Source organism: Mechercharimyces sp. CAU 1602 (genome assembly GCF_024753565.1).
In the GTDB taxonomy this organism is placed as follows: domain Bacteria; phylum Bacillota; class Bacilli; order Thermoactinomycetales; family JANTPT01; genus Mechercharimyces.
Genome location: NZ_JANTPT010000001.1, coordinates 1,218,739 through 1,239,034 on the forward strand (window position 1 = coordinate 1,218,739; position 20,296 = coordinate 1,239,034).

General features: G+C 43.9%; 19 protein-coding genes. All 19 read right to left on the minus strand.

The genetic code is table 11. From position 1 onward, the window contains the following. Window positions 1–28: 28 nt before the first annotated feature. Entirely contained in the window at window positions 29–1,417 is a 1,389-nt protein-coding gene (locus NXZ84_RS06435; protein ID WP_258839445.1) for a putative amidoligase domain-containing protein, read from the minus strand. Window positions 1,418–1,558: 141 nt separating this feature from the next. Continuing rightward, window positions 1,559–2,134, minus strand: a complete 576-nt coding sequence (gene cotE, locus NXZ84_RS06440; protein WP_258839446.1) for an outer spore coat protein CotE — start codon at window positions 2,132–2,134, stop codon at window positions 1,559–1,561. A 104-nt stretch (window positions 2,135–2,238) separates the two neighbouring features. After that, complete coding sequence (locus tag NXZ84_RS06445) at window positions 2,239–2,652, minus strand: YlbF/YmcA family competence regulator (protein WP_258839447.1); 414 nt, start codon at window positions 2,650–2,652, stop codon at window positions 2,239–2,241. Then, window positions 2,645–4,120, minus strand: a complete 1,476-nt coding sequence (gene miaB / locus NXZ84_RS06450; RefSeq protein ID WP_258839448.1) for a tRNA (N6-isopentenyl adenosine(37)-C2)-methylthiotransferase MiaB — start codon at window positions 4,118–4,120, stop codon at window positions 2,645–2,647. Before miaB ends, NXZ84_RS06445 begins: the two co-directional genes overlap by 8 nt. Window positions 4,121–4,280: 160 nt before the next feature. Beyond that, entirely contained in the window at window positions 4,281–4,421 is a 141-nt protein-coding gene (locus NXZ84_RS06455; RefSeq protein WP_258839449.1) for a hypothetical protein, read from the minus strand. Continuing rightward, complete coding sequence (locus tag NXZ84_RS06460; protein ID WP_258839450.1) at window positions 4,408–5,733, minus strand: tetratricopeptide repeat protein; 1,326 nt, start codon at window positions 5,731–5,733, stop codon at window positions 4,408–4,410. The genes NXZ84_RS06455 and NXZ84_RS06460 overlap by 14 nt, the downstream gene beginning before the upstream one ends. A 35-nt stretch (window positions 5,734–5,768) precedes the next feature. After that, window positions 5,769–7,076, minus strand: a complete 1,308-nt coding sequence (locus NXZ84_RS06465) for a helix-turn-helix transcriptional regulator (RefSeq protein WP_258839451.1) — start codon at window positions 7,074–7,076, stop codon at window positions 5,769–5,771. A 207-nt stretch (window positions 7,077–7,283) separates the two neighbouring features. Continuing rightward, window positions 7,284–8,474, minus strand: coding sequence for a glycine C-acetyltransferase (locus NXZ84_RS06470; RefSeq protein ID WP_396654011.1), 1,191 nt, complete (start codon window positions 8,472–8,474; stop codon window positions 7,284–7,286). A 63-nt stretch (window positions 8,475–8,537) separates the two neighbouring features. Then, window positions 8,538–9,578, minus strand: coding sequence for an L-threonine 3-dehydrogenase (gene tdh, locus NXZ84_RS06475; protein ID WP_258840353.1), 1,041 nt, complete (start codon window positions 9,576–9,578; stop codon window positions 8,538–8,540). 276 nt (window positions 9,579–9,854) lie between these two features. Then, window positions 9,855–10,721 carry a 2-oxoacid:ferredoxin oxidoreductase subunit beta gene (locus tag NXZ84_RS06480; RefSeq protein WP_258839453.1) on the minus strand — a complete coding sequence of 289 codons (867 nt, stop codon included), beginning with the start codon at window positions 10,719–10,721 and terminating at the stop codon, window positions 9,855–9,857. Next, complete coding sequence (locus tag NXZ84_RS06485) at window positions 10,708–12,468, minus strand: 2-oxoacid:acceptor oxidoreductase subunit alpha (protein WP_258839454.1); 1,761 nt, start codon at window positions 12,466–12,468, stop codon at window positions 10,708–10,710. Before NXZ84_RS06485 ends, NXZ84_RS06480 begins: the two co-directional genes overlap by 14 nt. Window positions 12,469–12,651: 183 nt before the next feature. Then, window positions 12,652–13,599, minus strand: coding sequence for a dipeptidase (locus tag NXZ84_RS06490; protein WP_258839455.1), 948 nt, complete (start codon window positions 13,597–13,599; stop codon window positions 12,652–12,654). Between the two features lie 93 nt (window positions 13,600–13,692). Beyond that, the gene (gene spoVS / locus NXZ84_RS06495; RefSeq protein WP_258839456.1) at window positions 13,693–13,953 is read right to left on the minus strand and encodes a stage V sporulation protein SpoVS; all 261 of its coding nucleotides are present in this window, start codon (window positions 13,951–13,953) and stop codon (window positions 13,693–13,695) included. A 214-nt stretch (window positions 13,954–14,167) separates the two neighbouring features. After that, the gene (locus NXZ84_RS06500) at window positions 14,168–14,962 is read right to left on the minus strand and encodes a TIGR00282 family metallophosphoesterase (RefSeq protein WP_258839457.1); all 795 of its coding nucleotides are present in this window, start codon (window positions 14,960–14,962) and stop codon (window positions 14,168–14,170) included. Between the two features lie 51 nt (window positions 14,963–15,013). After that, entirely contained in the window at window positions 15,014–16,555 is a 1,542-nt protein-coding gene (gene rny, locus NXZ84_RS06505) for a ribonuclease Y (protein WP_258839458.1), read from the minus strand. A 150-nt stretch (window positions 16,556–16,705) separates the two neighbouring features. Then, complete coding sequence (locus tag NXZ84_RS06510) at window positions 16,706–17,398, minus strand: ATP-binding protein (protein ID WP_258839459.1); 693 nt, start codon at window positions 17,396–17,398, stop codon at window positions 16,706–16,708. Between the two features lie 2 nt (window positions 17,399–17,400). Further along, the gene (locus NXZ84_RS06515) at window positions 17,401–17,646 is read right to left on the minus strand and encodes a hypothetical protein (RefSeq protein ID WP_258839460.1); all 246 of its coding nucleotides are present in this window, start codon (window positions 17,644–17,646) and stop codon (window positions 17,401–17,403) included. A gap of 20 nt (window positions 17,647–17,666) precedes the next feature. Next, window positions 17,667–19,103, minus strand: a complete 1,437-nt coding sequence (locus NXZ84_RS06520) for an AAA family ATPase (protein WP_258839461.1) — start codon at window positions 19,101–19,103, stop codon at window positions 17,667–17,669. Further along, window positions 19,104–20,156 carry a metallophosphoesterase family protein gene (locus NXZ84_RS06525; RefSeq protein ID WP_258839462.1) on the minus strand — a complete coding sequence of 351 codons (1,053 nt, stop codon included), beginning with the start codon at window positions 20,154–20,156 and terminating at the stop codon, window positions 19,104–19,106. Window positions 20,157–20,296 lie beyond the last annotated feature (140 nt).

A 20,296-nucleotide genomic window follows, 5' to 3' on the forward strand; every position in this document is an offset into this window, starting at 1 on the left:
GCATTCATCTTATCATGTCTTAATTCTACTAGACAAGCAGATCTGATCCCCCGATGGATATGTTCCACATCGTGCGAAAATCTTTTGTTTCATCCCACACCTGTCCTGCACAAAGCGAATCAAAGTATGGATCGAGCATTTCTTCATACCTAGGATAGTACTCTAAGGCCTGCAACTCCAACCAAATATCATAAATAATATCTCCCACGACTCGCTTGTTCCCCTCATAATACGCCTGTTGTCTCTCTTCTGTCGATAGTGGCTCATACCGTAACAGAGGATAAGAGCTTGCAACCAGCTGTCCTAATGCCATCACACCACACGTAATTACGGGAGAGACGAGCCAACTTGGGAGGGTACGATATTCAAACCCCCCATGGGGTTGACGGCGAAAGTCCCCCAAAAAGCCATATCGCGGACGACGCAGAATTCCTCTCGGATCTTCTGCAAGCACCAATGGTAACGCGAGGTATTGATCGAGAGCACGAAGGAGGGGGAAGTTAAGATCAAGGCCACTAAAGTGAATATGCCCACCTAAAGGAAGCCTTGCAACAGGCAACCCTCCTGCTAGCCACTTCACATTCTCCTTTGGAACCAGGTGATTTGCATGCAATAACCCCTGGTACATGCGCAGAATCACTTTCTTGGGATCACTGCTAGGTGTAGGGCGCAACTCAACCAGGGGTTTATTTTCACGATTTTCTCCCTGCCATATAGCATCACATCCTACCTTACCGTCCTTTGGAAAGTAATCTGATGCAAATACAATCTCCCCTGTTCTCGTATCTCGCATAATAAATTCAGGATCAGCGCCGAGCATAATGGATTCCGGTCTAGTCGTCATATTAGGTAAACGATTAATGTATGATACGATCGCTTCACAAAATGCCTCTTTAATTGTATCGTTCATACGGGGGTTTATTACCACATCAATTACTTTCAATTTTTTACGTTGAAAAAGCCCAATTTTAACAACACCATAGTCCAACCCTAAAGCATAAATAGCTCTAACTGCGAGAGTGGAGACATGACGGCTCTCGCGGTTCTTCATATTAACTGCAATTCGCTGGAAAGTAGGCTTTCTTGTCTTTTTGCCGGTAGCCAACCACACCGTCTCTTCTTTCGATTTGTAGATCAACAACGCATCCGTTTGAAACACTGCAACCACATACTGTGACAGGCATCCTCCCTCATCATCGGCATACGCTATCCCATGCATAGAAAAGCAGAAGGAACGCTGTTCTCTCGACTGATACATCTCCACCATTTGCTTGCGATTCAACGTGAAGATGGAGGCAGCGTACGGCATATAGCTCCTAATTCTAAGGGAGGAAACCAATTTCCCATCGTCTGTGATCATCTGTTGACGAATGAGTTGATCTGTTACTTCACCATTCGTATCAGATAGGGAAACCATGGCTTTTCCCCTTTCTAAACCAAAAGGATTCCCAGTCAACCTGTTGCTAAGATATGTGGGAAATGATAAAAGTGTTAGTGAAAACTCTGATAAAAAGAAAAAGGAGGCCAGCGCCTCCCCCTAAGCCCCTGAAACTAAACCCTAATTGTCTAGATCGTCAATGACCAGATCATCAGGATCTAGCTCTTCAAACTCTTGTCCTGAACCTTGGTTAAGATCAAATCCTTTATCATCCAGATCATCATACGCCGATGGATAAACTGCAATACACACTCTTCTGTCTCCCAACATCTCGACGGAGAATTCACGTTCTACTCGAACAAGAATACTGTTCCCAGATCCCGATATGGTTGCCTCAACACAGTTGGGGGCTTGCACTGCGAGAGCACTCACCTCCACATGACTGTCTCTCATACTACGGTCATAATCAGATAGCGGAATTTGTTCAACATAATGTACCGTTTCCTTCATGACATCGGTCTTCGTATTTTTCTCATACGAATACCATACGTTTACATCATAACTTCCCGTAACTTCTACTGTGTCGTCTCGCTTCATGGCATCATAAGAATGATTAATGATCCACGCCCCCAAAACGCTGGAAATACCTTCTGGGGGATGAATGGTATGTGTTGCATTCGAAAACTTGCGTCCTTTACCGCAAACAGCTTTAGTGACAATATGACGATATTGCATCCCATTATTTCTAGCTGACATTAAATTCCCTCCTCGAAGCAATCGTTCAATATCATATGTATGCGGGGCATATGTCCAGGGTGCAAAAAACCCACGGATTTTCCGTGGGTTCTTTAAAAAAATTTTTATGAACAAGCACATGGGCCGCCATTTCCACATCCCGAAGGGGCTACATTCCCTGTTTCTACCTCGATTTGGTCGGTGACGGCAACCGCCAATGTTTGTTGAATCATTTGCAACAAATCATTTACCATCATTTGCGATTGTTGATACTCTCGTACTATAGGGAGGGTGTCCAGCTGTTGATTTAACTCGTCTAACTCTACTTCCACCTGCCCAATGTGCGCCTCTTTCTGATAATGCTTCGCATGCACCAATTCTTTTTGCTTTTTCTTAATCATTTCGATGAGTTGTTGTACACGTTCACTACGATCGATCTGTGCTTCTGCACTACGAAAAGAAGCCACTTCATCTACTTGGGTCAGCTCTTCACCAAAATGACGAGCTAAACTCAGAACATCTTGTCTCATCTTAGCCATGTAGAGCTTCCACCTCTCCCACCCATTCGCCATCGAGTGACCAGGTTTTAGGAGTGGTAATCTTCACATACGTCATTTTCCCAATCAAAGATTTGGGAGCCACAAAGTTAACCAGCTTGTTGCTACGAGTGCGTCCCGAAAGCACTTCCTCATTTTTCTTACTTTCACCTTCCACTAACACTTCAACCACGTGACCTTGTAGTGCTTGATTCTTCCGCAGACTAATCTCCTCTTGCAAGCGATTTAAACGTTGCAGACGCTCTTTTTTCACTTCCATCGGAATATCATCTTTCATCTTGGCTGCTGGCGTTCCCTCGCGGGGGGAATAAATGAAGGTAAAGGCAGAATCATATTCCACTTCCCTCATTAATGAAAGCGTATCTTCAAACTGCTCATCTGTCTCCCCAGGGAAGCCCACAATAATATCGGTTGTCAGCACCACATTAGGAATAGCCGCTTTCATACGCTCTACCAAATCCAAATATTTCTCGCGTGTATACTTGCGCGCCATCATCTTCAAAATTTGAGTATTCCCTGATTGTGCTGGCAAGTGGATATGCTCTACCAGATTTCCGCCCTTTGCCAATACATCAATCAAGTGATTATCGAAATCACGTGGATGACTCGTCGTAAAGCGCACACGTGGAATACCAATCTGCCGTACTTCATCCATTAAATCGCCAAAGGTATACGAAATATCGGAGAAGTCTTTTCCATACGCATTTACATTTTGGCCTAGCAACGTCACTTCTTGATAACCGAGGCGTGCCAAATGACGCACTTCATCTAATACATCCTGTGGGCGCCGACTTCGTTCCTTTCCTCTCGTGTAAGGAACAATACAGTACGTACAAAACTTATCGCACCCATACATAATATTAACCCAAGCTTTTAGTCCGTCCTGCCTTACCTTGGGAATATTTTCTACAATGTCGCCTTCCTTGGACCACACCTCGATAACCATCTCTTTACTGAGTAATGCATTGCGAAGTAAATGAGGGACACGATGAATGTTGTGCGTACCGAAGATAAGATCTACATGCTGATGCTTCTGCAAGATACGATTAACCACCGCTTCTTCTTGCGACATGCACCCGCATACCCCTAATATCAGGTCAGGGTTTTCCAATTTCAAATTCTTCATACGTCCAATTCCGCCAAACACTTTGTCCTCAGCATTTTCACGAATCGCACATGTATTAAAGAGAATGACATCCGCCTGACGCTCTTCTTCTGTCTCTTCATATCCCATCTGTTCCAACATACCCGCAATCGTTTCGCTATCATGCACATTCATTTGACAGCCATACGTTCTAATCATATATTTTTTACCGGCACCAACACCGCGCATATCTTCTGGAATTTGTTCAAAGTCTAACACTTGAACTTTTTCTTTTCCTCGTCTTTTCGCCGCCTTCAAATCAGGCTGTATAAAATAATGCTCCACATCTTTGATATTCTGACTCATCTATGCTCAACCCCTCTACTCGATGAGTTTGTCATATACATTTTACACTGAAGGATAGAAGTAACTAACGTAATTCATCCTTATATTATAACGAATCTAAGAGGGGTGGGCAATGTAAAAAACCCGAACCGGATGGTTCGGGTTTTTATATCACAATCCCTTAAGGAAAGCTTGGATCTAGTTCTCTTTGATCAACCTTCATTTCAACTGCATGAGTAGTGGAAATATCAATCGTTGCCGTTGCTGATAATACTCCAATTGAGATACAAACAACTGTGATAAATACCTTAAATGATGTCACGGATTAATCCATCCTCTCTCATTTCTCTGTATACCTCAAACATATTCGATAGTAGGTGTTGAAATACCTTCTGATCCACATGTTGATAAGAATTAGCTAGCCTATATAGAATAGCATGCTTTTTTTTCTTAAGACCGCACTTCTCCGCTATCTGTATAGCTTCCTGATAATACAAGATAGCTTCATTATTGTTCCCTAACCTAACTTTTAAATCTCCCATTATCGTAAGAGCATCTATCAAATACACATCCGCCTTTAATTCTCGTCCCTGTACAATAGCGTCCTCTAAGAATAAATGGGCCCTTTCAAGTTCCCCCTTTCTCATATACAAAATCCCACACCTAGTTAATGTTGCAATGTATAGGTGATGTCTAGTATTGATTTTCTTTTTTAGTTTTACAGCAAAGTCTAAACAAACCTCTGCATTCTCTAAATCATCCATCCGCAAATATACAGATCCCATTGCATCCCACAAATCTAAAATCCGGATATATTCACTGGTCATTCTAGCACGTTCAAGTCCCTCCGTTCCTATCTCGATAGCTTCCTCATAATGATCTGTCTTTCTTAGAAGAGTAACCCTTTGTTGGTATAAATGCAAAAGAAGCTCAGGCTTTCTTATCTCTTCTTTTCTCTCCCAAATCTCGCTCACCAATGTAAATGCTTCTCCAACACGATTTAGATTTTCAAGATAAGAAATCTTATTAATAATTAGGACATCCAAGAGTTGGCTTCTCTTTCCTTCTGGTACAAAAGTCTGTATACCTTTATCTGTAAATTGAATTGCCTGGTTTAATTCATTCGTAAAAAAGGAAATAATTCCAAGAAGACAATACGATGACGCCTCTATATTTTCAGTGTGGCAATTCCCTGATAGTCTAATAGCACTCGATATTTCTCTTTTAGCTTTTTCCCATTCACCTTTGCTTACATAACATTTCCCTCTCAAGAAATATACAATAGCTGCAAAAGGATGCTCTGTGCTCATACTATCATATTTATTTAATTTTTCAATAGCTTCTTCTATCTCCCCCACATCGCAAAATGATTCGATCGCAAGTAAATCTAGTTCAAGCTGTTTCAGCTCTTCCGCTACACCCGCTTTGAGTCTCTTCACCTCATCTTCATCTGTACCTAATTTCTCCATAAGATACTCTATTTTACCCGAGAGGACATGTGGAACTCCTCGTTCGATATTGCTAATTGTTGCCGGGGAGATATTTTGATCAGCTATATCTTCTAGGCGAAGACTTTTTTCTTTTCTAATTCTGCGAAGCAACTCTCCTAATTCTTTCGTGTGTAAACCTTTCATCATTAGTCCTCCTTATTTATGTAAAATTTTGATCTTCAATAAACATTTATATTTATTTGTTGTAACTCATGTAAATCCGATAAATACTCTTGATGCTCCAAACTATTTAAATGATCTGGAAAATGCATCATTCTACTTAAAACATATTCTTGCTTATGCTTTATTTTCTGATTTTTCGACAGTTGCAATGCTCTTTTGAAGTAATTAATAGCTTCAGTATGCTTATCTAATAAGATTTTTATGTCCCCCATATATATAAGTGCATCCAGCAAGAAAACTTCTGCCTGTAACTTTTCACCTAGTGATATCGCTTCACTGAGAATCTGTTCACTTTTTTTTACTTCACCTTTCCTCATTTTCATAATCCCGTACTTAGTAAGTGTAGATATATAAATATAGTTTCTCTTTCTAACTCTCTTTTCGATTTTCATAGCAAATTCTAACGCAACCTCGGCATTATCAAGCTCATTCATCTTAAGATATACTGCCCCTATAGCATCCCATAATTCTAAAATACGACGGTACTCCGTTGTCATCCCAGCCCTGTTCAGTCCTTCCATTCCTATCTCGATAGCAAGACTGTGATGATCCATTTTTCTTAATATGTTAACTTTCAATTGGTATAAATGAAGTAAAGTATCTGGCTTCTTTATCTCTTCCTTCTTACACCATATCTCTTCAGTTAAAGCCATTGCTTCACCTAACCGGTTAAGCTTATCAAGAAATGTAATTTTATTAACGATTAAGACATCAAGAACTTGGCTCCTCTTTCCCTCATTAACAAAAGCTTTTATCCCTTTATCAGTAACACTTATGGCTTCTTCTAATTCATTCGTAAAATAAGCAATCACACCCAATAAACAATACGAACATGATTCGATATTTTCAGCCGGATATTTTGCAGATAGTTTTATAGAGGTATTTAGTGCTCTTCTCGCCGATTTCCACGCACCCTTCGCTATCAAGCACTTCCCCTTAAGATAAACAGCCACTCCGGCTAACGGGTGTTCATTATCTAAATTTTCGTATTTATTTAATTTGTACATCGCTTCATCTATCTCACCAATATCACAAAAAGATTCGATCGCTAACATATCGAGTTCTATCTTGTTTAGTTTTTCTCTAATACCAGATCGAAGTCTGATAATCTCCGATTCATTCGTACCCAGACGTTCTAAAAGGTACTGAACCTTCCCAGGCAATACGTGTGGAACTCCACGCTCAATATTGCTTACAGTAGCCGGGGAGATGTTTTGGTCTGCAATATCCTCTAAGCGAAGGCCTTTTTCCTTTCGAATGCGACGTAAAATTTCACCCATCTCTTTTGTATGTAATCCGTCCATTCATCAGTCCTCCTTAGTAGAACTTTCCGTCAAATCTAATTATATACTAATAATTCGTTGTTTCAATAGCTAGATTAAATGTAATTAAATCTTTTTTTAATTAATTTCAAATATGCATGAATTTTACTATATGAGAAATAGAACCATGTTCATGTATTTTCATTGAAAAAATAGAGGCCTGCCATTAGCAAGCCTCTATTTTTTAAGCTAGATAATCCCCAATCTCTTTCCTACCTCAGAAAATATAGCGAGCGCCTCTTCCAGCTCTGCTTCGGTATGTTGGGCCGTCACAATGGTACGAACACGAGCGGCGTCTTTAGCTACCGTAGGGAAAACAATGGCTTGTGCATATACACCCGCGCTAAATAATTCATCCGAAAAACGGGAAGCGAGTGAGCCTTCACCGACAATCACCGGTGTGATCGGGGTATCGCTCTTACCTGTGTTAAAGCCAAGCTTTTCTAAACCTTGCTTAAAAAAGCGTGTATTTGACCACAATTTATCGACCAGCTCTGGTTCCTCTTCCAATACTTCAATCGCTGCATGGCAAGCCGCTGTAACGGCTGGCGGATGGGAGGTACTGAAGAGAAACGGACGTGCCCGTTGCACCATATAATCCCTCATTACTTGAGGACAAGCAACATATCCGCCTAACACACCTACCGCTTTGGAAAGGGTACCTACTTGAATATGTACCCGGCCGTGCAGATTAAAGTGATCAACGGTACCACGCCCATTTTTACCAAGAACACCACTTGCGTGAGCATCGTCCACCATGACGATCGCATCATACTTTTCAGCTAATTCCACAATCTGTTCGAGCGGAGCGATATCCCCATCCATACTAAACACGCCATCGGTTACAACTAAGCGCTTTCGTGCGGATTGAGATTCTTGCAGAGCTTTTTCTAAATCCTCCATATCCGCATGTTTGTAGATACGACGACCCGCTTTCGTAAGACGAATGCCATCAATAATGCTGGCATGGTTTAATTCATCGCTGATTACAACATCCTCCTTAGTAAGGATCGTAGCTAACACCCCTACATTAGCGGTAAAACCAGACTGGAAGACAAGTGCAGCTTCGGTATGTTTAAATTGTGCCAACTTCTCTTCAAAGCGTTCATGCATTGAAAAAGTACCCGCAATGGTGCGGACTGAACCTGTTCCTGCACCGTATTGCTCTACAGCAGCTATCGCCGCTTTTTGTAAGCGTGGGTGTGTGGTAAGTCCGAGATAGTTATTAGATGATAACTGAATTACTTCCTTACCTTTAATCGTCACCTTCGCTCCTTGTTCCGACTCCAGTTCCGTCAGTGGACGAAAAATCCCTTCTAGTTTCCACTCCTCAATCTCTTTCGCCAGGTAAGAAAAATCTGCTGCAAGATCACGTTTCATTCTCATTCTCCTCCTTCTTATAACTAGATTGCTATCTTAGAAAGTATACCCACGTATCTTAACTCATGGAAACAAGACGACTTTCCCGGACTCTCCCCGCATCATCAGATCAAAGCCCTTCTCAAACTCCTCTAACGAAAAACGATGAGTAATAATCTTTTCTACTTCTACTTTTCCCGACTCCAGCAATCCCGCTGTCTGTTCCCAAGTTTCATACATACGCCGACCCACAATACCATGCACGGTAATTCCCTTAAACACCACATCATTAGCAATATCCAATTCAACCGAACGGGTAGGTAAGCCAAGCATAGAGACACGACCACCAGGTGCCACCATAGAAAACCCTTGCTGAATTGCATGTGGATGGCCTGACATTTCTAATACTACGTCCACTCCATAGCCAGATGTATGACTGCGAATCTCTGCTACAGCATCTACTTCCCCGGAATGAATCGTACTACTCGCCCCTATCGATTGTGCCAGTTCAAGGCGATATGGATTAATATCGAGAGCAAACACACGCCTAGCGCCCGCCGCTTGTGCTACCGAAACAGCGATCAATCCAATAGGGCCACATCCGATTACAGCTACATCTTTTCCCACTATTGGACCTGATAATGCCGTGTGCACTGCATTGCCCATCGGCTCCATAATAGAGGCATATTCATGAGGTACTTCTTTGCTATTAATCCACAAATTATCCTCTGGCATGGCAACATACTCAGCAAAACAGCCTGCCCGATCTACCCCGATAATTTCTGTATTATAGCAAACATGGGCTTCTCCCTTACGACAAGCAGGGCATTTACCACACACGATGTGAGTTTCACACGATACATGATCTCCCACTTTCACACGCGAAACACCGCTTCCTACTTCAACCACTTCACCAGAAAACTCATGCCCAAACACATAAGGGGGCTTTACTCGACTCTTTGCCCAATCGTCCCATTGATATATATGAACATCAGTGCCGCAAATACTTGTTGCTTTAACCCGAATAAGAACATCATGAGGCCCAATCCCTGGAATCGGTACGTTTACTAACTTCGCCCCTCTGCCCGCATGATGCTTCATAAGCGCTTTCATTTGTCCATCCATGGCGTACATTGACCTCCCAAAAAGCATGTCTGTCTCTTATTGTTCCTCTGGATTATACCATGCTTGCACGTTTATCAGCAAAATTAATCCTTTTCATTTTTCATATTTTATATTGGTGTAAACGTTTCCATATTGAGACATAATCGAGCAGGAAGTGTTCCTCTCTCTCTTGAAACACTCCTGTCCTTCATAGGAGGACAATATTTCATAACCTACACATAGCAAACGACCACCTTTCGCGAAAGGTGGTCGTTTGCTATATTTTATACCGAACTTTTAGGCAAACTCCATCATTAGTTCCTCAAACTTCTCTTTTTCCAAGCGGACATCAAGATGCGCTAACGGTTTCTCTGCAAATCCTCGCACCAATTGTTCATATGGTGGTTGTTCTTTATTTTGATAAATGATCCCGGTCAACCAGCCCTCATGCTCCATCAACTTTTGCATTGCATGTAAACGATTACTAGCATCATAAGCCTCTTCTTCATCTAAATTAGATAGGTTTGTTTTAAACCATTCATACGTATTTACTTTATTATAAGTTACACAAGGACTAAACACATTAATAAGGGAAAAGCCCTCATGGCGAATCCCCTCTTCAATAATACGGGTCATCTGTTTCAAATCACTAGAAAATCCTTGCGCTAAAAACGTTGCTCCCGCGGACAGCGCCATCTCCATTGGATTAAGTGCTGATTCGATCGTCCCTTGAGGTGAACTCTTCGTCTTAAACCCGACCGCACTACGTGGCGAGGTTTGTCCTTTCGTCAATCCGTATACTTGGTTATCCATAACAATATACGTGATGTTGATGTTGCGGCGAATCGCATGCATCGTATGGTTAAGTCCAATAGCAAACCCATCTCCATCCCCGCCAGCAGCAATAACGGTAAGGTCGCGGTTAGCTAACTTTAACCCTTGTGCTATCGGGAGTGAGCGACCATGAATACCATGAAATCCGTAAGAATGTGTGTAGCCGGAGATACGACCCGAACAGCCAATTCCAGAAACAAGTGCCACTTCCTCTGGTTCCGTTCCTACGCTAGCGAGAGCACGCTGGAGGGCCGCTAACACCGAGAAGTCGCCACAGCCTGGACACCAATTCGGCTTTACTTTATTACGAAAATCCTTAAACGTGGCCATGAACCATCAGCTCCTTGCATTGGGTATAAATTTCAGCTGGCAGGAAGGGATTGCCGTCATACTTACCAAAGTGAATCAATTTATCATGATAACCGCAATGTTGTGCAATAAGTGCACGCAATTGTCCCGTAGCATTGTTTTCGACAACTAATACTTTCTTCGCTCGCTCCAACTGCCTTTTCACTTCAGCGGTTGGAAAAGGAAGAAGTTGACGGATGTGAATATGATTGATTGCCATATCATCCTGCTCTAACCGTTCCTTTGCTTCTTGAATCGTTCCCCGTGTCGAACAGATACCGACGATGAGGAGATCAGCATCATCATGATCTGCGTCCACCATAACCGGTTGTGTAAACGGAATTCCGTGTTGTAACTTACGTAACCGCTTTTCCATCATTTCCGCCCGATTGAGCGGACTTTCCGATGGACGCCCAACTTTATCGTGTTCCACACCGGTCACATGAAACAAGCCTTTTTTTGTACCTGGAATGACACGAGGACTAATCCCATCTTCTGTATTTTGATAGCGTGGAAACAGCTCCGCAGTCGGTAGTTCTGTCAATTGACTCTCATCGCTAATCATTTTACCGCGATCGATTTGAATCCGCTTATAGTCAAGAGGCTCTACCGTTTGTTTACCCAGCGAAAGCGCAAGGTCTGAAAGAATAATTACTGGACATTGAAACTGATCCGCCAGATTAAAAGCTTCCACCGTATCATAGAAGCATTCTTCCACTGTACTAGGTGCAATCACAATCTTAGGGATCTCCCCATGCGTACTGTATATCATGGCATTGATATCGCTTTGTTCTTGTTTTGTCGGTAGACCTGTACTGGGGCCACCTCGCTGGGTATTTACAATAACTGCTGGGGTCTCCGTCATCCCAGATAAACCGATCGCTTCTGTCATTAATGATAACCCTGGACCTGCCGATGCCGTCAGTGAGCGAACACCCCCGTAATTAGAGCCGATCACCATAGAAATCGCAGCAATCTCATCCTCGGTCTGTACAACCGTCCCCCCAAACTGCGGAAGTTTCTTTATCAAATACTCCATTATTTCAGAAGACGGAGTAATCGGATACGCTGCCATCAAGCGCGCCCCCGCTGCTATCGCTCCTAAAGCAATCGCATCATTTCCTATCATATATAGGCGCTTCTTCCCATCTGCCGGAACCAATTCATATTTCGGTTTTTTATTATTCAGTGATTTGCTTATATAATCCGCTCCGCGTGCAATCGCATCCATATTACTTTGCACGATCTCTTTTCCTTTGCGGGAGAATTTCTCTTCAATCACATCGTTAAACGCATCAATCGAAAGGCCGAGTAAGCGGCTCGATGCTCCCACAGCCACCATATTTTTCATCTGAGCCATTCCGATCTCTTTTGCAATCTCCGCAAACGGCAACGTAATCAGCTCAGCTGTAACTCCTTCTGGAAGGCTGGGGTTCCACTTTTCATCTGCGAGCACCACCCCGCCTGCTCTCAATTCGGCAGCATTTACATCAATCGTTTCCTGATCAAATGCCACCAATATATCTAACTCATCGGATATCGCTCGAATAGGGCGAGTACTGATACGAATCTTAGTATTGGAGTGCCCTCCTTTAATACGTGAGGAAAAATGACGATATCCATACAAATAATACCCCATGCGATTTAAAGCGAGGCAAAATATTTCTCCCGTACTATCAATTCCTTCACCTTGCTGACCGCCCACTTTCCACGAAAGCTGCTGGATCATGAACTCATCTCCTTAGTAATTCCCTTTATCATCCTATTTTACATCACGGTCTGGCAACACGTAACGGCGAATATGATTCGCTGTCCCTTCTTCCCTGTTAATATTGTAGATTCTTAACTTTCTTATTCCTTCACTTATATAAAATGATAGCATAAATATGACAAATGTGCGAGCGCTTCGCCGTCATAAGGTGCGACGGTAAAGATTCTCCCAATTTTTATACATCCATCCTTCTACTAGTGAGGAAGGGTATCGACGCAGCAGCTCCTCCGCTAATACTGCAAGCTTACCCGCATGCTCCAACCCATATATAAGTTCTGGGTAACCATCAAAATCTGATCCAAATGCTAGGTGATTCTCCCCACCCAAACGACAAATATGATCCACATGGCGAAGCAGATCATCTATCATGAGCGGTCTTTTTTCCACGTCGACAAACGGGGGCACAAATGTAAGTCCCATCACACCATTCACCTTGATCAACGCTTCGATCTGAGTATCTCGTAAATTACGAACGTGTGGACACAAAGTATAACAGTTGGAGTGTGAAGCAATGACAGGAAGCTCATTTCTAACCTCTAGCACATCCCAAAAAGCTTTTTCAGACAGATGTGAGACATCAAGAATCATCTGTAATGACTCCATCTCTTCTACGACTTGTCGACCAAAAGCAGTTAACCCTCCACCCCTCTCCTCCAACGCTCCATCTGCCACCTCATTTGCATAATTCCAGGTCAAGCCCATCTGTCGGACTCCCAGACGATATAATGTACGCAGGCGGTATAATTCCCCTTGTAGCGCATCTGCTCCTTCTAAGGCTAAGATGGCGCCCAATAGGGGTGATTGTAATCCATCCAAATCAGAGACTGTTGCGATCGCACGCACCTCTTTACCCTCACCTATAATCCGTTCATAAAAAATATCGACTTGTTGTAGTGCAACTTCCCACAATGCACTGGCACTTACCGCTTCAGGTATATAGATAGCAAATACCTGTAGCTTAAGCGGAGCCATCCTAGCTGAGTCCAGCATCACATCCATCCGCTCTTCACGTTCCTCATAGAAGGAGAGCTTCTCTCCTGCTCGCCACATTTTACTTAGCACATCGCAGTGCCCATCAATCCAGACCACGCATTCGTGCTCCTTTATACAAAAATATAAGGCACCCGCTTGGCAGTAACTGCCTCACTGTGCCCTAATGATCTATACATAAAAATGCTTACCTTACCGTGGCTCAACAATCAACTTAATGGCCGTACGTTCTTCACCATCGATGATAATATCCGTAAATGCCGGGATACAAATAAGGTCGATCCCACTTGGAGCTACAAATCCTCGAGCGATCGCAACTGCCTTCACTGCTTGATTGAGTGCACCTGCTCCGATCGCTTGCATTTCCGCTTGCCCGCGTTCGCGCAACACGCCCGCCAGTGCACCAGCAACAGAATTCGGACTAGACTTTGCTGAAACTTTTAATACTTCCATGTTCGGTACCTCCTCGATGGATGAAGTATAGGATGGCGACAGCTATTTTTCCTATAGCTATGAAATTTAAATGTGCGCCGCCTTTCTAGCGAATATGAAGTCACTGTCGAGTGATCAAAAACCGCCTTAGTAAACTATATTCGCTAGTACCATAATAATTCCTGCAATCCACCGTTAAAGGTTGGAAAATTCCAACTCTCCTCGAATCATCCTCTTATCTATCCATAAAAGGTGTGTCTTCATCGATTCGTATCCGTGCAATTCGGGTCGCACGTTGTCCGGTCCGTTCCATATCCACCACGACAGCATTAACTTGCTCTCTTCCACTCGCTACTTCCATACGAATGGGTAAGTGCGTGAGGAACTTCTTCTGAATAATCTCTCGATCCATTCCTAAAATACTATCATAAGGGCCTGTCATCCCGACATCAGTTAAAAAAGCAGTGGTACCTGCCAAAATACGTTCATCTGCTGTTTGCACATGTGTATGTGTCCCTACCACAGTCGCTACCCGACCAGCTAAATACCATCCCATCGCCATTTTTTCAGAAGTCGTCTCAGCGTGAAAATCTACCCATACAGGAATATCAGGGTTCAAACCCTCCAATAACTTGTCCACTGTACGAAAGGGACAATCCAATTGCGATAAAAACGTCCGTCCCATTAGGTTGATGACATATAATTCACTCTGCCCCGCTTTTACTTTCATCACCCCTTGACCTGGGGTTCCCTCAGGATAGTTAGCTGGACGAACCATCTTCGGTTCGGTGTCAATAAAATCAAAGATCTCATAACGATCCCACGTATGATTCCCCATCGTAATGCCATGGACGCCAGCATGTAGTAGCTCGCGCACGATGGGGCGTGTAATACCTCTACCCTGAGCAGCATTCTCCCCATTCGCCAAAATCAGGTTCGGTTGATATGATCGCTTTAAAAGCGGCAAGTACTGCAAAAGCGCCTTTCTCCCCGGATCACCTACAATATCTCCAAACATTAATACACGCATCACATATATCCTCCACTCTAGGCTAAAAAATAAGCGGCACCAAGCGGCCGCTTATTTTGCATACTCGATCGCACGTGTCTCTCGTACAACCGTTACTTTAATATGTCCTGGATAATCCAGCTGTTTTTCAATTTCTTTCTTCACGTTACGCGACAGTCGAACCGCCTCATCATCATCAATCTCTTCCGGACGGACAATAATACGCACTTCTCGTCCTGCTTGAATTGCAAAGGACTTTTCCACCCCTGAAAAAGACTCAGAAATCTCCTCTAACTTTTCCAGTCGACGAATGTAGGCTTCCAGCGTTTCACGGCGCGCACCCGGGCGCGCTGCTGATAAAGCATCAGCTGCACCTACTAAGACAGAGATAACACTCGTCGGTTCAACATCACCATGATGTGAAGCAATACTGTTGATCACGACTGGATGCTCGTTATACTTTTTACCCAGTTCAATTCCAATCTCAACGTGTGACCCTTCTACCTCATGGTCAATCGCTTTTCCGATATCATGAAGCAAACCTGCTCGTTTCGCCAAGACCACGTCTTCACCCAATTCAGCTGCCAGCATTCCTGCTAGATGAGCCACTTCCATCGAATGCATCAATACATTTTGTCCGTAGCTCGTCCGAAACTTAAGCCGACCAAAGATCTTGATCAAGTCAGGGTGTAAGCCATGCACTCCCGTTTCAAACGTGGCTTGCTCACCATACTCACGAATCCGTTCATCCACTTCACGCCGTGATTTTTCCACCATCTCTTCGATTCGAGCTGGATGAATGCGTCCATCCGCCACTAGCTTCTCTAGAGCAACTCGCGCCACTTCGCGTCGAACGGGATCAAATCCAGATAGGATCACAGCTTCCGGTGTATCATCAATGATTAAGTCAATCCCGGTCAATGTCTCCAGCGTGCGAATGTTACGCCCCTCACGACCAATAATTCGACCTTTCATTTCATCATTAGGCAGGTTAACCACCGACACCGTTGTTTCTGTCACATGGTCAGCTGCGCAGCGTTGAATTGCCAACGACAGGATATTCCGTGCTTTTTTGTCGGCTTCCTCTTTCGCTTGTTGCTCAATATCTTTAATCATCTGCGCTGTCTCTTGTTTCAATTCGCTCTCCACTCGTGAAAGAATCAAGGTACGTGCTTCTTCATTAGAAAGACCAGATAACCTTTCTAATTCTTGTTCTTGTTCTTCATGAAGTTGCGCTGTTTGTGCTTCCAATGCAGCGAGCTCACTCGTACGGCGAGCCCAATCTTTCTCTTGTTGGGCAACAGATTCCGTTCGTTGCTCCAATCCCTCTTCTTTTTGCATCAGACGCCGTTCCAGACGCAGGAGTTCATTTCTCTGCTCACGGATTTCATTTTCCGCTGCACTGCGCAAATGATGAGCCTCATCACGTGCCTCAAGTATCTTTTCTTTCTTTAGTGCTCCCGCTTCATGCCTTGCCTTCTCCGCAATCTGTGCGGCTTCTTGTTCCGCACTGCCAATCCGTGCTTCTGCGAGTAATTTACGCATCCAGTAGCCGATAGCAGCCCCTGCGATCAGACCGATCACGAGCAGAAGAACTCCTAAAAGGTCCTCCATTTCTCTCCTATGCCTCCCTTCTGTTCCCAACTATAAAAGAAGACCGATGTCATTCGGTCTGTGGCTAGTTACCAGACTTTCATTTTTTCATCGCTGTACGTTTTATCGCAAATCAAGCTTACATTCGTGCATCAAAAAAACAGAGATACACTATGATTTTATTATTTTTTCATGGTTGCTGTCAAGAATTGAGGAAGGAATAATTTGGGTTTTGCCCCCTTTGATCTGCACATGGAATACCTGGTCAGCCGCTTCTGTCAAATGCGGGTTGTGTGTAACCAGGATCATTTGCCGATCAAACATACGCCCTGTCGACTGTAAAAATTCGAGCATATTCATCACATACTCACTACTCACATGCTTCCCTGGTTCATCCAATATGATCGGTCCCTGTGGACGCGGATCAAAGGTTTCGACCATAGCGATGCGAAGCGCAAGTGAAGTAATATCAACAATCCCACCCCCACGTGCATCTTGAGGCTTATTCCGGATTTCCTGTCCCTCCCATTCTGTCACCACATAAAACTCTGCCCATGGCTTCCCGCTATGTTCTGTTAATTCGATCTCAAAACGGAAAGCAGAACCAAAGATAAATTGTAATGCATTTGTTACTAACGTTTCGATCTGTTCCTTAGCTTGTTTGCGGGCATAGTCAGATGACTCCTGCAGTAATAGACGAACCGATTCATATAAATCCAGTTGAACTTGCTTTTCCTTTATTTCCTGCTCTATGTCAGCAAGCATCCCTGCTAAGGTCTCTCGCTTGGCGTCGCGACGCACCCATTCTTGCTTTGCCTCGGCTAACTGTTGGCGCAGTCTCTCCTCTCTTTCTCTGCGATCCATCGTTATTGGATCAGCTCCTTAGGTAATAGTGAACTCGCTTCTTCTAACTTTTGCTCAATCTCTTGCTCTAATTTGGCAATCTCTTCATCTAGCTTGTCTGGTTCTACCTCCAACACCTTTAACTCCGCCAACAACTCTTCTTCTTGTTTTTCCAACTGCTCTAACCGTGCTTCCGCTTTATAACGCAGATCCTTGGCTTTCTCGAGCGAGCCTTTTACCAGTTTCAATTTATCCTCTAAATTATTCAATTCCCCATCACTCCCATCCATTATCGCAAATGTTGCAATACATCGTGCCCCTCGGTCATCTCCGTTCCACATGTTGGACAACGTCCATATCGACGCAATAGGTTGGCATACTCCTCTGTCTGACGAACGATCTCTTCCTCTTTTTGCGTAAGAAATTGCTCACCTTCACAGATGCGCTTTCGTAAGTCTCGTTTTTGTTCTCTTAACTGAAGCAAACGATGTAGAACTGCTAACTTCTCTTCACTCACACTTACCTGCAGTAATAGTTGTGGAAGTACCTCTGTCTGTCTTTCTACTTGCTTCCACTTTTGTCGCTCCGCTTGCGTTTGTAGCCACCGCGGTGTTATCTGTTTCAATTGATGATACCGTTGAAGAGCTACGTGTACCGACTCCAAAGAGTTCTCTACTTCCACAGTCCCTCTTGTCTCTTTCAGCCAATAACGACTCCTATCCAATTGCTCTTGCAGTCGTACCCATCTATGTTTGAGTGAGTGCTGCCCTGCTTGTTTTCTCAGTTGCAAGGAGACACTTTCTAGCATCTCTTCTACTTTAGGTAACGCCTGCACTTGCTTTAGAACATCCCTACACCGCTTCTCTGTGTACTCTCTTTCTTGCCACACGCGATGCAGCCGTTTCACTTGTTGTAAGCGTAAAAAGAGGGAGTCACTAGCTGATACTTTTCGTTCTATCTCATCTACTTGCGCCAGTTGCTGAAGCACACCTTTCCACGTAACCAGCTGAGCTTGTATCTCACGCCGGCGCTCTGCCAACTTTCGATAAGAATCCACTTGCTGTTTCTTTCGGTCAATATCAGATTGTAAGTGTTCCACTCGCTCCAAGTTCGCTTTAAGCTCAGGTAAATTTTCATACGGGACTAACTCTTGCCGAAGTTCCTCCACCTGCTTTTCTTGCTGACGTTTCTCAGCAAAGAGGGCCTGTCGATCTCGCACCGCATCACGTAGCGCCATATCAAGTACATGTGCCCCACTGATGCGACTGATCGACTTCGCTTTCACACTCCCTGAGTCGGAGAGCAAAAACGGGGCTTCTAATTGACTTCCAAACTGTAATGCCATCTCCCAGTCACCGTCCACTTTAAGTGGAAGCATCTGATGAGCATCCAATACCTCTTGAGGAACCGAACTTCCGAATCCCTCATACACCTGCTCTTCCCCCGACTCATTTATGATTACATACCGATTGATCGATGTTCCCTTCTCTCGCATAATCGTGACCCCATTAACTAACGTGAGCGAAACCCGACACCGACTACAGCCCGTCCGAATAAAATCACTGCCCCGCGGCTGATTGTACAACACCCAACGCAAAGCCCGTAAAATCGCACTTTTACCACTATCCGATGGACCGACAAACACTTGTAAACCGTCCTCAAAGTGAATCTCTGTCTGTACGTGCGATTGAAAGTTTTCTATCTTTAAACGTCGAAAGCTGATCATTTATGCTCTCCCCTCACCAATACGCTCTTGAATGACAGCAATCCTTCTCATCGCTTCGTACTTGACCTCGTCTGCGATTCCTTCTAACAAAGCAATCTCATTAATGATCTCTACGGGGTCTAGTGAATGAAACGTCCCTGCTGCCTGCACTTGTTGCACAAAGGAAGACATCTTCTCTGCTCTCCACGCCGCTTCTTCGATATAAGAGCGATCCAACACATCTTTTCCCTCTGGAGCAGACCGGAGAGGGAATAATTGGATATCTATCTTCTCTCCCAAAGTAATCAATGCTACCTGAGGGCGACGCCGCATCTCAGAAGGATGATTGTTGATGCGCGCTAGCGCTCCTGGATTAACAATATACTTTCCCTCTTTCTCCTGCACAGCAAACCCAGCATGATAATGACCCGTCAATAACAAATCCACATCATCAGACCATAACTTGTCCACTAATGTATGGTGCACTCCGTCTGGCAAGGCACGTTCTACCACCATACCATGCACCATATGAATACAAAAATCTGCTTCGCTCTCGTTTTGCACAACATAATCGAGCCGAACATCGCGTCGATCCAAATCGTAATGAAAGGGTTGACCAGACAACTGTACCTTTATTCCCCCTGCAGTCAACACACGTCGCTCTCCTTGATTCAGCATAGTTACAGTACCAAAAGCGTCAAGTAATCCAATCATAGAGCGATGAGCCGTTTCCGGATTATGTCCATATATATCGTGGTTTCCTGCAATCGTATAGATAGGAGCTGAAAACTTACGCAAAATCCCTGCAAACTCCCCTACAACCGAAGGGGAGACATCAGGGCGATCAAAAAAGTCTCCACCGTGTAAAATAACATCTACCTCTTCGCGATTAGCTATCTTCACAACCTCTAACACTTTCTCTTTCAAAGTTTGTGGAAAGTCATCCATGCGACTGCGCGGTGATGTTCCACGAATGTGTGTATCTGTAAAGTATAATAGACGCATGCCCAACCCCCACTTACGCTCGTTAATATCACATACTCTCATTATCGCACAATCCTCGTACTTCTTCATGTACCTACCAGAAAAACACCCTTTCTACATGATGGAAGCGCCATGTGCCCATATCTAAGCAGGGATTTCACGAGTCCTATATCCGTTATCCAAACAAAAAGGCGGTTCTCTTCTGCTTAAGTAGAAGAGAACCGCCTTTT